Annotated in this window: 12 protein-coding genes and 1 tRNA gene; 6 read left to right on the top strand and 7 right to left on the bottom strand. The window is 34.0% G+C overall.

The window, feature by feature from the left end; genetic code table 11:
• Window positions 1-101 precede the first annotated feature (101 nt).
• Entirely contained in the window at window positions 102-1,355 is a 1,254-nt protein-coding gene (locus C8N37_RS17795) for an MFS transporter (RefSeq protein ID WP_108160165.1), read from the bottom strand.
• Window positions 1,356-1,683: 328 nt separating this feature from the next.
• Between C8N37_RS17795 and C8N37_RS17790 the strand changes: the two genes are divergently transcribed.
• A tRNA-Ile gene (locus C8N37_RS17790) sits at window positions 1,684-1,757 on the top strand.
• A 510-nt stretch (window positions 1,758-2,267) separates the two neighbouring features.
• On the opposite strand, the gene C8N37_RS17785 is transcribed toward C8N37_RS17790, so the two are convergent.
• The 3 genes from C8N37_RS17785 to C8N37_RS17770 form a co-directional block, all read right to left on the bottom strand.
• Complete coding sequence (locus C8N37_RS17785) at window positions 2,268-2,813, bottom strand: GNAT family N-acetyltransferase (protein WP_211322300.1); 546 nt, start codon at window positions 2,811-2,813, stop codon at window positions 2,268-2,270.
• Window positions 2,814-3,251: 438 nt separating this feature from the next.
• Window positions 3,252-3,668, bottom strand: a complete 417-nt coding sequence (locus tag C8N37_RS17775; RefSeq protein WP_108160164.1) for a VOC family protein — start codon at window positions 3,666-3,668, stop codon at window positions 3,252-3,254.
• Window positions 3,669-4,403: 735 nt separating this feature from the next.
• Window positions 4,404-5,789 carry an MFS transporter gene (locus C8N37_RS17770; protein WP_108160163.1) on the bottom strand — a complete coding sequence of 462 codons (1,386 nt, stop codon included), beginning with the start codon at window positions 5,787-5,789 and terminating at the stop codon, window positions 4,404-4,406.
• Between the two features lie 143 nt (window positions 5,790-5,932).
• Here C8N37_RS17770 and C8N37_RS17765 point away from each other — a divergent pair, with 143 nt between their 5' ends.
• On the top strand, window positions 5,933-6,400 hold the full coding sequence (locus C8N37_RS17765) for an Lrp/AsnC family transcriptional regulator (protein ID WP_108160162.1): 468 nt from the start codon (window positions 5,933-5,935) through the stop codon (window positions 6,398-6,400).
• A 130-nt stretch (window positions 6,401-6,530) separates the two neighbouring features.
• Here C8N37_RS17765 and C8N37_RS17760 read toward each other — a convergent pair whose 3' ends face one another.
• Window positions 6,531-7,268, bottom strand: a complete 738-nt coding sequence (locus C8N37_RS17760) for a phytanoyl-CoA dioxygenase family protein (protein WP_186812833.1) — start codon at window positions 7,266-7,268, stop codon at window positions 6,531-6,533.
• Window positions 7,269-7,501: 233 nt separating this feature from the next.
• Here C8N37_RS17760 and C8N37_RS17755 point away from each other — a divergent pair, with 233 nt between their 5' ends.
• Window positions 7,502-9,304: a serine hydrolase gene (locus tag C8N37_RS17755; RefSeq protein WP_108160161.1), complete on the top strand. Its 1,803-nt coding sequence runs from the start codon at window positions 7,502-7,504 to the stop codon at window positions 9,302-9,304.
• A 243-nt stretch (window positions 9,305-9,547) separates the two neighbouring features.
• Here the strand turns inward: C8N37_RS17755 and C8N37_RS17750 are convergent, their stop codons facing one another.
• A complete protein-coding gene (locus C8N37_RS17750) occupies window positions 9,548-10,963 on the bottom strand; it encodes an MFS transporter (RefSeq protein ID WP_244914465.1) in 1,416 nt (471 codons plus the stop codon).
• Between the two features lie 286 nt (window positions 10,964-11,249).
• Between C8N37_RS17750 and C8N37_RS17745 the strand changes: the two genes are divergently transcribed.
• A complete protein-coding gene (locus tag C8N37_RS17745; protein WP_108160159.1) occupies window positions 11,250-12,185 on the top strand; it encodes a hypothetical protein in 936 nt (311 codons plus the stop codon).
• A gap of 203 nt (window positions 12,186-12,388) precedes the next feature.
• Here C8N37_RS17745 and C8N37_RS17740 read toward each other — a convergent pair whose 3' ends face one another.
• Complete coding sequence (locus C8N37_RS17740; RefSeq protein WP_108160158.1) at window positions 12,389-12,778, bottom strand: DUF1398 domain-containing protein; 390 nt, start codon at window positions 12,776-12,778, stop codon at window positions 12,389-12,391.
• Window positions 12,779-12,924: 146 nt separating this feature from the next.
• On the opposite strand from C8N37_RS17740, the gene C8N37_RS17735 reads away from it, so the two are divergent.
• A complete protein-coding gene (locus tag C8N37_RS17735) occupies window positions 12,925-13,965 on the top strand; it encodes a sensor histidine kinase (protein ID WP_170114559.1) in 1,041 nt (346 codons plus the stop codon).
• The gene (locus C8N37_RS17730) at window positions 13,955-14,644 is read left to right on the top strand and encodes a LytR/AlgR family response regulator transcription factor (protein WP_108160156.1); all 690 of its coding nucleotides are present in this window, start codon (window positions 13,955-13,957) and stop codon (window positions 14,642-14,644) included. Before C8N37_RS17735 ends, C8N37_RS17730 begins: the two co-directional genes overlap by 11 nt.
• Window positions 14,645-14,779: the final 135 nt, after the last annotated feature.

Raw genomic sequence — 14,779 nt, 5'->3', positions numbered from 1 at the left:
CTACTCAATTTAAATGATTAAAAACAAGATATTTAAAATCTTAAATCAAAATACCGATGAATATATGACGCTATAACTCCATGATGAAAAGAGAATAGATCTTATGAAATCAATTTATTTACTTTTCTTTGTCCTGTTTCTTTTAAAAAGAACATTAAAATAATAGCAAGCCCTATACCGGCAATCCAGAATAAACCTGTCAGTTGAAAATGTGTAGATTTATTGGCTCCCTGAGATAAAGTTTGTCCAAAAAATTTACTAAAAATAGGGTTCAACAATGTGGTAACTCCAAAAGTTATAAAGTTAATCGCACCTGTAGCGCTACCTTTAACTTCATCTGGGTTGGATTCTTTAATGACCGAGTAAGGGATCATAGCAGCACCAGAAGCAACTCCAAATATAAAATTAGTGGTATATGCCGATAACAGATCTGGCATAAAAATGATCTGGCAGATAGCCAAGATCATAACCATTGCACCTGCCAATAACACAGGTTTACGTGCAGCAATTCTATCCGTTATATACCCTAAAAGTGGACATCCCAACACCCATCCCATAGGGATCATCGCACTGGCTATAGTTGCGGTATGAAAACTAAAATCTTTATCCTGTTCGAAGAAAGCAACTCCCCAGGTCATGGCAAATATCGTGGTAGGCGCAAATAATAAGCCAGATATTATCCCACACAACCAAGACTGAGGATTTGAAAAAACAACTTTATAAGGCCATAAAATTCCTTTTGAACCAATGTGGTTTACCGGTTTAACTTGATCAGCGTTTTTAGGTATCACGAGTAATAGACCAAAAGCAACTAGAATCGTGACTAGACCGGTTGTAAGCCAAAAATGATTAATATTTACTCCCTGTTCAATCCATGGACCAACAATGAACTGCCCAGCAGAACCTCCAAGCATACCTATACATTGTGTAAAGCCTATGGCTGTTGCCAAGGATTTTGCGGAGAACCCTTTTGAAGCTAAGTATACACATCCTGGAAAGGCAAACGCACAGCCTGCCCCCTGCAATAAACGACCAGCATTACCTGAAAATGAATTGGAGAGTACAAAAAGTAAACAACCGAGTCCTAATATAAAAGTTCCTATAAACAACGAATATTTAGCCCCAAATTTATCCAGTGCCAAACCTGCAAGCAAACTAACCGTAGAGTAGGTATAATAATAAGTGCCTATTATAGTAACAAGACCAACAGGACTTACCTTAAATTGTTCAGCCAATTGAGGTAACATGACTGCTGGAGAAGAACGTATCACATAATCTAAAAAATAGAATATAAGTCCAAATACCCACGCAAGAATATACAATTTGGTGGCTGCTCCTGCTTTACTTTGTTCCATTTTATGATTTTTACGTTTGTAAAGGTAAAAATTTTAATGCGTAATATCTTTAAAGCGATCTGAATTTATAGATTTTCTTTGACACTTTGATATCAATATTGAAATACGTGAAGTTGCTGGCAAACATTCTTCTAGCTGACTTATAACCAATTTCTTAATTAGAAAAACCGATTGAATGGTAGGTTTTAAAAGGTGAAATTGAAAAGTTAAAAAAATACATATACTCAAATCCTATTTCAATAATTTATCAATTATTGTTTTATAATAAATTCAAATTTGGTATCTTTGTCGAAAGCTAAAGAAATAAAGCTCTAAGCGTTCAAAACATGCTCCTATAGCTCAGTTGGTTAGAGTAGAAGACTCATAATCTTTTGGTCACTGGTTCGAGCCCAGTTGGGAGCACCTCATGGGACAAGTCAGAAAAACACTGATTTGTCCCATTTTTTTTATCTTTTAATTTAATGTTTTTCAGCAAGATAAGCTCCACTCCATGATTGATTCGAGCGGTTCGATATTTTGCTTCTTCAAATACAAGTTTTTCAGGGAACATCGAACTAATTATATTTCGTTTACGCTCTAAAGTACTGGTTTCGTAGAACTTATTAATCTCTTCAACCTGTTTTAGCGATTCCTATATTATTTAACTTATCTCCCTGCTTTTACCTGATAACTGTCCCAAATTAGCTTCCATTGAATTGATCCTATCATTCATTTCTTTCTTTAAGTGAACATAACCTGAGCATAAACGGCAAATGGAAAGATTTCACAAAAGATGGCCTGAAGTCAATTGGCCGAAATATGCGATAATGTAACATATAAATGAAAAATTGGCAGAAGCCATTAACAGTACGGTTATCAGAAGCCTATACGCCCTTTCAAAATCATGATACTTTTATTAGGTGTATAATTTTGTTAACTATTCTTTTGTATCCTCAGTTCATATTCAATGACATCATTTCCTAATTCGACTACTCTAATGAAGCGAAGTCGTTCAAGTAGACTTATTGCCGAGAAATTTTGCGCTGTTGTACTAGCCCTGATACGTTTCAACCCCATACTGTTCAGTCCGAAGTTGATGGCTAGCTGCATGGCAATTGTCATAAAACCCTTTCCTCGGTACTGAGGAAGCAAAACACATCCAAGTTCACCTTCTGCATTTTCAAATCCACGATAGTAACCACAAGTCCCAGTAATTTTACCGGTAGAATTTTCTACAATTCCCCAATGGATGGTGTTTCCTTCCCTGTAATCATTATCTATTTTAGCTTGCATCTCACCTGCAATCTCTGCAGTCGTTGCCTGAATGGCATCATAAAAAGAAATCCCGATGATGTCTTCCAGATCAGCCTTCGCAATTTGTCTGAGCGAAATTATTTCTCCTTCGATGTTTGGAAAATCCGCATATGGCGGAAGTTTAATATGGTCCCCCAATATGTTTATTGAATCTTTTTTACCCATGCCTAGTATCATTTCAAATTTATTTTCCTTGGTTGTGTTTATACACATTTCTTTCCAACCTGCTTTCCTATAAGACTGCGCTGCTCTTGTATTAAAGACTTTTCCTAACCATACTATACCCTTTTATTGAGTAAAATACCAATCCAACTTTACCTTGTACAGTTGCAGTCCCATAATTATTTTTCAAATTAAAGACCTAAAAGTAACACCCAAATATTATTTTCTCTCAACTATGCAATTGCAAAACCTACAATTTGATTTTCAATTTCACATACCCAACCTTTTACTCTCTTCGTAAGAAATTCTTCACAATCTTCATCGATTACCAAAGAGGGTCTGACAAAGTTATTTTCCGTTACAGAATTTTTTATTGTTTGAATTGCTTATTATAGCTTATTTCAGCTTCTCTAATAATGACTTTTGTAGAATTAAATGCTTTTATTCAAAGCTAATCTTCCAGTTAATTCCGAATTTATCCGTAACAATTCCATAGTATGAACCCCAAAATGTTTCATTCATCGCTAGTTTTATTTTACCATCTACAGAAAGATTTTGAAATAATCTATCTGCCTCTTCCTTTTTGTCGGTGCTAATAGCTAATGAGAAATTGTTAGTTGAAACAGCTTGTTGGAATAGCTCTGCATTGTCAGAACCCATCAATGTTGTCTCTCTACAAATTGGAAGAGAAACATGCATAATTTTATTGTCTTGTTCTAAAAATATTTCTCGATCTGTTTGTGGAACATCTTTATAGCGTCCGATATATTTAAACTCGGAATTAAAGACTGATTTGTAAAAAAGAAAAGCTTCTTCGCAATTCCCGTTAAAATATAGATATGGATTTACAGTTGTCATAAAAGGTTTGTAAAAGGTTATATTGTAAAATAATACTCAACGCTTCAGCTATTGTCGCAGTGTCGAAACAATACAAACGAGCATTCAGTATAATACAAATGTATTGAAAAGTACTTATGTTTATTGTAGAACTTCATCCTCAATTATGCAATACCTCGCCAGTAGTAATTTTATTTTCGTTCGATTATTAAACCTATGTATTCTGACTTTCTTTCTATTGCCTGTTTAAGTATTTTAGGAGTATTGGATCTGTTAAGTCCTTCTAACCTTATTTCATTTCTACCCACTACTACTATATGATTGTCTGATGCACAGAATTTCTCTGTCAATGCTTTGCCGATGCCTGAAGTAGCATCTGTTAATCAAATTTTGTTACCGCTCAATTTCATAGCCGTGATATTTGAAATAAAGTTCAAGAGTATAAAACCTAAAACCAATGAAGTACAAAACGTCAAAAAAATCCCATCTTTGCCAAGCTGATATCTAAAATTTCTCATTAGCAGAAGTCAATACTTAAAAACAGTAAAGCATGTAAGCGCGAAATAGCTATATTTATAATCTACTTGATCGAGTTTGATTTGCTCGATATTACGCAATCGAAACCAGAACCTAATGACTCAGTCACCAATATTGGATGTGCATGATGAGCGAAATTTTCCAAAATTACAGCTGTAGAAGGATGGGTAAAAAATATAGTAACCAGGAGTAGTTTTATCTCAGTTTCTACAGCTCAGGTTAAATAGCAACTTGAACTTTTTCAGCTTTTAATTCTTTAATGATCAAATACCTCAAAATCCCCATAGCAATCACAGCATAACAGGCTAAGATACTCAAGCTTAAATGGTCTACAGCCAATTTGGAAGGAAATAATTGACTCATTAAAGTCATAAATGACAGACCAATTCCAGCTCCTAAAAAGTAACTCGTACTGGTTAAACTTGATGCTACACCATAATGAACTGCGTCCACATCGCGAATGCCTAAAATAGATAAACTGGTAAAGCAGATGGTCATTCCAATTCCTGAAATACACGCAGCGCCGAATAAAACAATCTGTAGCGGATGACCAAAGTAGATGGATAATAGTAAAGATATGGCACCTGTTAACATAAAAGACCATCCTAAGATACCCATCTGTGCAGGATAAAATTTTCGACAAATAGTGGGCAGTATAAATTTAGCTACTACTGCAGACATGATACTAAAAGGCACCAACATGATACCGGCTGAAGCAGCGCTATGATGCATATCTTTTTGGAGCATCAAGGATATCAAAAATAAAAATCCTATAAAAAATGCTCCTAAAGTAAAGAATGCAAGATTGGAAGCCACCAATGATCTATATTTAAATAGCTCGAGGTTGATTAAGGGTTGGGACACTGTTTTCAAACGATAAAATACAGTGCTTAATATAAATGCGGCCAATGCAAGTGAGCCAACTACCAATAGGGGATGTTCATGGATATGGATAAGCTCATGTGTACCATAGGTTAGACTTAATAATCCTAAAACCAATAGTAATCCAGAAATAGCGTCTGTTTTCTGAACATTTTTAATTTTTTCATCAGATGGCAGGTAATGATATGCTAATATTAACGTGATGAAAAGAATGGGAACATTAATCAGGAATACCCAGTGCCAGCTCAGGTAGGTACTGATGATCCCTCCTATCGATAATCCACTTCCAGACCCAATCGCTGCAAATGAACTAAAAACTCCTAATGCACGATTTCTTTCTTGATTTTCAGTAAAAGTATTGGTGACAATAGACAATGATGCTGGCATAATAAGTGCTGCCCCAAGCCCCTGTAAAGCACGAAATAGGGCAAGCGCCTCAAAGTTGGGAGAGAGTCCTGCGCCTAATGAGGAAAACATAAAAATCAACCCGCCTAAAAGAAATAATTTTTTACGCCCAATCTCATCAGATAGTTTACCTCCAATAATCAAAAAACCTCCAAAAAATAAAACATATAAGGTCTGTAACCACTGTACCTTATCTGCACCAATATGAAACTGTTGTTGAATGGAGGGAATCGTTAAGTTAATAATGGCAATGTCCAACGCTTCAACAAAAGTTCCTATCGATGCTAGTATTAATATTATATTTCTCCTTGTTCCCATATCATTCAAATTGCCTGCAAAACTAAAATTATTGGGACAAATAATAAAACTATTCGCTAAATTTGGAACAATACATCATAATCAAAACAAAAAAAAGAACATTTACACTTTAAATATCAATATTGAATCTAATAAAAGAACAAATGGAAAATTATACACTTGATGAAAAGGATCTCGCTATTCTACGTTTATTACAAAAAGATGCTAAGCTGAGTGTCCGCGATCTATCTGGCCGAATTAACCTAAGCTCAACACCTACTCATGAGCGAATCAAGCGTATGGAAAAATTAGGGATCATAAAAGGATATACGGCTGTTTTAGATCGTAAAAAAGTGGATAAAGGAATGATGGTGATATGTATGATCGCTCTAAATGCACATAATAAAAAGACCGCATCAAAATTTATAGAAGAAGTGAGTAAATTGAATGAAGTAGTGGAATTTTATAATATCAGTGGTGACTTTGATTTTATGTTAAAAATTCTAGCTCCGAATATGGATGTATTCCATGATTTTTTTGTGAATCAGCTTTCTGAGATAGAGGGTATTGGACAAACAAAAAGTATTTTCGTCATGAACAGTATTAAAGAAAGTTCCCAGATCATCTATTAGATAGCTCATGATAGCCTCCAACTTGGATGAGATTCTCTCAAGCCTGGATATGCTAAATAGAGTATTACATCGTGAGTTGGATAAGTTATTGAAACCACTTTGAAAGATGGAAAGGGATTATCTCCAATGTCTATATGAGGTTAAAATTTATACGCTCTGACCATTTTAATTCAATCGGCAGTTCTAAATTTGAAAATTCGATATGTATGACCCGTCTTTTCTTATTATTGGTAGTTCTATTGGAGCTATGCAATAACAAGGGTTTCATCAGCATGATCCCTCCCCTCTTCACGGAACAAATTGTTTCAACCTCATCATCCCAATTTATTGTCTCCGGGCGATAAATACCCTTACTGTGAGATTTTGGAATAACTTTTAAAGCGCCATTATGTTCATCTGTATCATCAAGATGAATTCTGATGGTCATCATGTTTTCTAACAGGTCAATGGTGGGCTGTACTGCATATTGATTTTGTTTCATCGTCCAAGGTCCGAAATTTTCAATTTCTAATTTCTTATCGACCGAAATCGTCAGATCTTGATGATAAGACACATACCAATTCGAATTTTCAGGTTTATCAAAATAAATGCTCTTTACGACAAAGAAATTGTCGCCAATAATGTCTCGAATGATTTTCTTTAGATTGTCCGTAAATATAAGTGCCAAAACTTCAGGAATTTCTCTTAAGAATTGACGAATAGCGAATAAGTCTGTTGTTTTTCTGAATGTAGGTTTTGAAGTATCGGCATTATGGATAGCATTCAAAATACTATTTACTTCCTCATTCGAATAAATGTGTTCAATCACTGCAAACCCAACATCTAATACATGTTGTTTCTGTTTTAAGACATCTTTTATATCGCGCATAATTTCGATTGTTGGAGCTGAAACATGGTGCAATATGACCAAACATTGCATATGAACCCAATCACTAAAGGTAATAAAAAAGGAACAATAATCACAAGGCATACAATATTGCAATACAATAAATTATTTCTTGTATTGGTTATAATTATATCGTATCATTGATTTAAGAAAATTCTTATATCTAACGGTATAAGTTGATCTCCATAAAAATAAAAGATTAAACAAATTTTAATATGATGAAAAGAACGATTATTTACCTTTCCCTCTCCATAATTAGTTTTTCGACATTTGCTCAACAGGAAAAGGTAAAACTTGATAAAAGGCTTACGGATTTAGATCTTGTATTAAACAAAGTATTACATGATCAAAAAGTTGCTGGCTTTGCTGTAGCCATTACTGAAGGAAATAAAGTCATTTATAGTAAGGGCTTTGGTTATCGGGACTTCGAAGGGCAGAAGCCTGTAACGCCCAATACGCTATTTGCTATAGGTTCCAGTTCTAAAGCATTTACTTGTGCGCTACTGGGTTTATTGGAAAAAGAAGGTAAACTTTCTTTGGATGGTAAGGCAACGACATATTTACCCGACTTGCGTTTTATTAATGACAATATGAATAATCAAATTACCGTTCGTGATCTGATGACCCATCGTACGGGACTTTCCAGATATGATTATTCTTGGTATCTCTTTAATACGCCAAATCGAGATAGCTTAATGCAAAGAATCAAGTATATGGAACCTAATGTGGGACTTAGAGAAAAATGGCAGTATAATAATTATATGTTTCTTCTTCAGGGTATGATTGCTGAAAAAATAACTGGAAAAACTTGGGAGCAAAATATAAAAGAAAAGCTTTTTATACCATTAGCCATGACACGTTCAAATACCAGTATCTACGATATGCAAAAAGATTCGGATGCTTCGCTGCCTTACACTTTAAAAAACGATAGCGTAATTAATAAGCTGGATTATTATGATATATCGGGCATGGGTCCTGCTGGGTCAATTAACAGTAGTGTAAATGATATGGCGCATTGGTTGCAAATGTGGACTAGCGGAGGATCTTATATGGGTAACGATATTTTACCATCTTCTTACATAGAACAAGCCGCTTCTGCACAAATGGTTATAGCGGGCGGTTTACCTAAAGAGTATAAAGATATTTATTCGGCCAGTTATGGTCTAGGTTGGATGATCAGTTCTTACCGTGGACATTATAAGGTAGAGCATGGTGGTAATATTGATGGCTTTTCTGCAAGTGTATCCTTTTTTCCATCAGATAAACTCGGTATCGTCGTACTGAGCAATCAAAGCAATTCACCCGTACCAGCTATCATCAGTAATACCATCGCCGATCGTATTTTAAAAATCAATCCGATAGATTGGAATGCTGAGCAGAATAAGAAAAAAGAAGTAGCTCAGAAAAAGGAAATTAAAAATCTGCCAGCAGAAAAAGAACAAATCTTAAATACCAAGCCCTCTCACCAAGCAGAAAGTTATGTAGGATCTTATGAAAATCCTATTGCAGGAATAATTCATGTCTATCATAAAGGCGATTCGCTATTTGCAAAATTTGGAAAGGAGCATATTTTTCTAAAACATTTTCATTATGATGTCTTCGAGGCTAGAGATATCGATAAAAATGGAGTAATTGATACCGCTTATAGTGAATTTAAATTCAATTTCAGCTCGGGTAATGATGGAAAGATAGCAGGTCTAACGATACCTATGGATGGAAAATCTGTTTTATTTACCTTCCGTCCCAAAGAAGTCGATTTACCAAAAGAAATGATGGAACAATATGTCGGTGAATATACGTTAGGAGGCACTACGATCAAGATATACCTCAAAGGCAATATTTTGGTCGCTTCTGTTCCAGGACAGACAGATTATGAAACTACAGCTATTGGAAACCATACTTTCAAAATCAATATACTAACCGGATATAACCTGCAATTTGAACTAGTCGATGACAAAGCTGTATCATTAACATTCAAACAGCCAAACGGAAATTTTAAAGCCGTTCGAAAAAAATAACATGAAGGATCTTTTGTGTTAAGCATAGCCCCTTATTAACGATTAACCTCTTCAATAGGAGCAAAGAATAATCATTTCCTGTTTCATCGTTACAAGGTAAATCAATGACAGGGTATTCTAATAGGAGACATCTGTGATATAACAAAAAGCCAGATGTCTCCTATTTGATTCTTAAGGAATATCATGAATGGAACTTCATGTGGATGGATGATCAAAAAATATGTTTTTTTTGATCTATGGCTTTTATTTTTCTTCGGACTTCATATTTTCTCCGTCTCTAAAATGCAATCTTCTAAAAATAAATCCAGATAGGATGGTCAAGCTGCCCACCACTAAAAACGTATACCTGAAAGCATTATGAATTTCATGATGAATCAACTTTACATCAGCTTGAAAAAGTTTCAACACGATCAGTCCAAATGCAACGCCAAAACCAACTGCCAATTGTTGATTAACAGAAACTAATGAATTGCCACTACTGGTATGGTACTGCCGTAAATCCGCGATAGAAATGGTATTCATGGAAGTAAACTGAATAGAGTTAAAAAAACCAAGAGTGGCTATAATAGGTATGTACCAGTAAATGGATGAATTTATCGTAGGTATGGCCATACAGCAAATCAGCAATCCAATAATAAATGTATTGGTCATTAGGGTTGCTCTATAACCGAACTTATTTAAGATGCCTATCACTACTGATTTTCCGAACATAGCTGTTAAAGCCATTGGAGCAACAATCCATCCTGATGTTACAGCAGACTGACCGTAAGCAATCTGGATCATCATGGGTAGTAATAATGGAATAGAACTAATCCCCAATCGTGTAGCTAGATTACCTAAAATACCGACCCGAAAAGTTCTTACTTGAAACAAATTTAAAGGAAAAATAGGATTATCATCTGTGTTTGCATGGCGATAATAAAAATACAGCATAAAGAATCCACTTAATGCCACGAGTAGCACTGGTGTCAGGTGAGCAGTATTGCCAAATAATTCTAAGGAAATCGAAAGTAGTAATGATGCCGCACCGAAGATGAGAAATCCTTTTAGATCAAAATTGATAATATTTGATCTATAGTCGGGCATATACTTCAGACTTAATAGCAGACCTATTAGACCAATGGGTATATTAATTAGAAAGATCCAATGCCAGGAAAGATAATCGACCATATACCCACCTACCAATGGGCCTAATACGGGTCCTATTAAAGCTGGAATAATCGCGAAATTCATTGCTTTCAATAATTCTTTTTTTGGAAAAGTTTTAATGAGGGCCAATTTGCCTACTGGAGTCATCAAACTACCACCGATACCCTGTATCACTCGTGCGATTACAAGTTGCATCAAATTTTGAGAAAGTGAGCAAAATAAGGAACCAGCACTAAACAAAACTATGGAGAAAATAAACACACGCTTAGTACCGAATTTATCTGATAGAAATCCACTTACAGGCATAAAAACTGCTAAAGTAAGGACATAGCTGATAATGGCATTCTGCATATTTAATGGAGATTCATTCAGATCTTTTGCAATAGCAGGCAATGAAGTATTGAGGATAGTTGAATCCAGCATCTGCATAAATATAGAGGTAGCAAGAATGATAGGGAGTATTTTTTTTGTTGACTCTAAAGTCTTTGCAGGCTCATTTAAATTCATCATGCTCATTTAATTTTGACATACATATTTACTTCTCTTTATCCTGTATTGATGTTAAGTATTCAACAATAGAAATGAAAGATAATTTTTAAATCTATAATTACGCTACACGTACATTATGCAAATAAATCTTTAAGAAAAGTAATATCTCCAATAGAGACGTAAATTTACATCCCATCACAAATTTGGTAAATAATAAAGAGAATTATACAAACAAATCAACAGTTTTTCTTTAATTTCATAAAGACAATAGCCTAAATCGTTAATGGCTTAAATTTGGTGAATTAAAATGAATGATGATAAAACATATAAACACCTTTGCTTGGCATTGCTTTTTTTATTGAATGCCGTATGTTTTGCACAGGAAGTAAAACCAATAAAAAACGACAGCATCGCTATCATGAAAAATCTAGAACCTTTTGGCTTAATTCAACAACGCAAACCTATTGGGAATTTTATTGCAGATTTTAATGCACAAACGGATTTTATAGTGGTTAAGATTGACAATGAACCTTATACCATTAGCAATAAAGCGCTTGCTACATTAATAATGGATGTTAGCATAATGAGCAGCATACCCCATTGGAATGCCTACATCAGTTATTATAAAAATGGACAAGCGGTTTATCTTGATGCCCCTTTTATACTAAAAATTGATCCAAAGAAGATCGATACAAAATTATTTAGAAAAATAACTTATCATAAAGAAATAATTGGTGATGAAGCAGAATTTTTAAGTAGACGACTAAAGATTGAGAAAGCAAATGTAAGATCTTCATCAGACAAAGCTGCTCATTGCTTTTTTGTAGCCTATCCTGAAAATAAATATGATTATTTTTTCACTGTTCATATCTTAACTACACTTGAAGAAAAGTCCAAATTGGAGTCAATTCTCAAAGTTTATGACCCTAAAATAGATTTTAACGATTCAAATGGAAAAGAAAATTTTGAACAAAATGTAATACGTAAAACCATTATTTATAATGACTGTGAATTTTATGCGACAAGTACGAATGACAGTCAGGTTTTACGCGGCTATAATGAGAAAAATCAAAGTCAAATTTTATTTCCATTAAAAATTTATTACAAATCAACATTAGAAAACGATGCTCAACAATTTGATACCAATGCCATTCAACTATTATTTGGTAAACCGATGACTATATTTATAGAAAGTGAACAAAAAAATAACAATTACATACTCGAATGGTATGAATCAAAATAAGTTTGTTTCAAAAATTTAACAGAAAGATAAGATATTGTACACGAAGTAGATCCAAATACATTTAAAATATGTTAGATGACAAAATACTACTGTCATGTTAAACAATACTACAACTGACCTGATCAGCATTAGAACTTTTTATTCGTAAAGTGGATTGACTTTACCAAGTGAATCAGCATCAGTAGTATCTCAAAATCATGAGTTTATACTGGAATGTTCTCTACCAAAATTTCATTTCCTGTTTGATCATAATATGTACAAGTCATCGTATCCATACAAATGATCCATTTATCAACCCCAACCTCAGCACACATTTTAATAAAACTTAAAAAGTCTGTTTTACCTTGTTGATGAGCTAACAATTCGGTTTTAAATTGATCTTTTTTCACATCATTTGCAATTTCTAGTGGTGCATATTTCGCATCAGACTTTACGATATCATCATGAAGACCATAATAATCAATATGTCCATCCTTGATATAAGCTTCATAGCGCATAACGCTTAGAGCCTTAATTGCTTTCATAAAATAGGGAAACTCCGCTCCTGATTTAACTTTACGATGAGCATCATTGATTTGTTCTAGTGTAAACATGTTATTTAAATTTTAATAAAAGTTATAACCTATTTTTTACTCACAATACTATACGAAGATAAATGTTATCACTAATTTTCTATATACTGATGAATAATTTTATATTTTTGAGATACCAGAAAATTTTATGGTTAAAAAAAAATGTTATGATTGGTAGATTCTTCAAAAAGTTCTATTTGCATATTGTCATCTGGACTATACTATTGTTTCTTCCTTTTATTACCTACCTCTACCAACCAGACAAGATTGCAGAATTTAAACCTTATTCGGGCATATCTCATCTCGTTAATATTTTATTTTTGGCAACTAGCTTTTATTTACACTGCTACTATGTTGCGCCAAAATATTTCTTTAGCCATCGTAGGATCTTTGTATCTATCATTCTTTTTGGTTTTCTAGCGTATGTTGCTCTCAACTATGCAATTGTTTATTTTAATCCCAATGGAGAGTTAGCTCATTTTACAAAAGAGAATATTCTATTTGTACGACTGGTAATAGGTCCAGCGATTATATATTCACTCTGTATGATCACTTCATCCATGATCTTTCTTTATGGAGAACAGGCAAGGCAGAAAGAATTGAATAAGCAAATTGCATTGGAAAAAACTAAAGCAGAACTCACCATCTTAAAACTCCAGATCAGCCCCCATTTTCTATTCAATACGCTAAATAATATTCGTTGGCTGATCCGTAAGCAATCTCCAGATTCAGAAGATACAATCATTAAACTATCTGAAATATTGCGCTACATCCTTTATGAGGTTGATGGTCCAAAAGTGGAGCTTTTTAAAGAAATTGAACATATGCGAAATTTCATCGCTTTACAAACACTAAGGCTTCCGGTTACTGGAAATATACAGCTTGAAATTGAAAACGATCTAAAAAATAGAATGATTCCACCATTACTATTTATTCATTTTGTAGAAAATGCATTTAAATATGGAGTGGATAGCAAAAATACACCGGACATCATATTTCAATTTATTAAAATACCTGGCGGAATTGCTTTTAAATCAAGCAATAAAATTTTGCAGCACAACCACCCTCGTGTAAACGAAGGTATTGGTTTAGCCAATATACAGCGTCGTTTACAATTACTCTACCCGAATAAGCATCATCTTTCCATTAATAAAAATGATCAAGGGTATTTTGAAGTTATACTAAAACTGACTACTGATGAAGATTAAATGTATACTAATCGATGACGAGCCATTTGCCCTAAATATCTTGGAAGATGATTTATTAAGTTTTGACAATCTCGAGATTTTACAGAAATTCAATGCTCCTAATGATGTGTCTGATTTTTTAAAAGATCAACCTGTAGATCTAATTTTTTTAGATATCCAGATGCCCGAAAAATTAGGGACGGAATTTATCCGTGAATTAACCGACCCTCCATTATTTATTTTCACTACAGCTTATCATGAGTATGCTGTAGAGGGATTTGAGCTGAATGCAGTCGATTATCTTCTCAAACCCATCTCAAAGGGAAGATTGACGACAGCAATTCGGAAAGTGGAGGAAATCATGTTGAGACGTGATAAACCAAAAATAGATCACATCGTAGTCAATGTGGAATATAAAAAAACAAAGATCTTTTTACATGAGATCAGTTATATCGAAGGTTTGAAGGATTATGTCAAAATTTATTTAGTAAATCGTGCCATGCCCCTCCTTACGCGTAGCAACCTAAGGGGTATGGAAAAAATACTTCCTGAAACTGATTTTTTACGTATCCACAACTCTTTCATCATTAATAAAAGTAGAATTGAGCATGTTACCCAAACGAAGCTTACGCTCCCAGAAATTGCACTGCCTATCGGCAAAAAATACATGACGAATATCGATCTTTTTCATCTAAAATGAAGATTTAGGTCTATCAATTTCATTTAATCTACTTCCATTCGTCTACACATTCATGTGATTTGTCTACAGTTGATTGTGTAGATCAAAAATCCTTATCACATTTGCTCTATATCGGACTACCTTACCTGAACTGTC

The sequence above is a fragment of the Sphingobacterium faecium genome (assembly GCF_003054045.1).
Taxonomy (GTDB): domain Bacteria; phylum Bacteroidota; class Bacteroidia; order Sphingobacteriales; family Sphingobacteriaceae; genus Sphingobacterium; species Sphingobacterium faecium.
The sequence above is the reverse complement of the archived record's forward strand: the minus strand, read 5'-3'. Positions and strand labels throughout refer to the sequence as shown.

Excerpts from the sequence above, each read along its gene's own strand:
- C8N37_RS17795 (WP_108160165.1), bottom strand. The coding sequence starts at position 1,355 with ATGGAACAAAGTAAAGCAGGAGCAGCCACCAAATTGTATATTCTTGCG.
- C8N37_RS17785 (WP_211322300.1), bottom strand. The coding sequence starts at position 2,813 with ATGGGTAAAAAAGATTCAATAAACATATTGGGGGACCATATTAAACTT.
- C8N37_RS17775 (WP_108160164.1), bottom strand. The coding sequence starts at position 3,668 with ATGACAACTGTAAATCCATATCTATATTTTAACGGGAATTGCGAAGAA.
- C8N37_RS17770 (WP_108160163.1), bottom strand. The coding sequence starts at position 5,789 with ATGGGAACAAGGAGAAATATAATATTAATACTAGCATCGATAGGAACT.
- C8N37_RS17765 (WP_108160162.1), top strand. The coding sequence starts at position 5,933 with ATGGAAAATTATACACTTGATGAAAAGGATCTCGCTATTCTACGTTTA.
- C8N37_RS17760 (WP_186812833.1), bottom strand. The coding sequence starts at position 7,268 with ATGCGCGATATAAAAGATGTCTTAAAACAGAAACAACATGTATTAGAT.
- C8N37_RS17755 (WP_108160161.1), top strand. The coding sequence starts at position 7,502 with ATGATGAAAAGAACGATTATTTACCTTTCCCTCTCCATAATTAGTTTT.
- C8N37_RS17750 (WP_244914465.1), bottom strand. The coding sequence starts at position 10,963 with ATGATGAATTTAAATGAGCCTGCAAAGACTTTAGAGTCAACAAAAAAA.
- C8N37_RS17745 (WP_108160159.1), top strand. The coding sequence starts at position 11,250 with ATGAATGATGATAAAACATATAAACACCTTTGCTTGGCATTGCTTTTT.
- C8N37_RS17740 (WP_108160158.1), bottom strand. The coding sequence starts at position 12,778 with ATGTTTACACTAGAACAAATCAATGATGCTCATCGTAAAGTTAAATCA.
- C8N37_RS17735 (WP_170114559.1), top strand. The coding sequence starts at position 12,925 with ATGATTGGTAGATTCTTCAAAAAGTTCTATTTGCATATTGTCATCTGG.
- C8N37_RS17730 (WP_108160156.1), top strand. The coding sequence starts at position 13,955 with ATGAAGATTAAATGTATACTAATCGATGACGAGCCATTTGCCCTAAAT.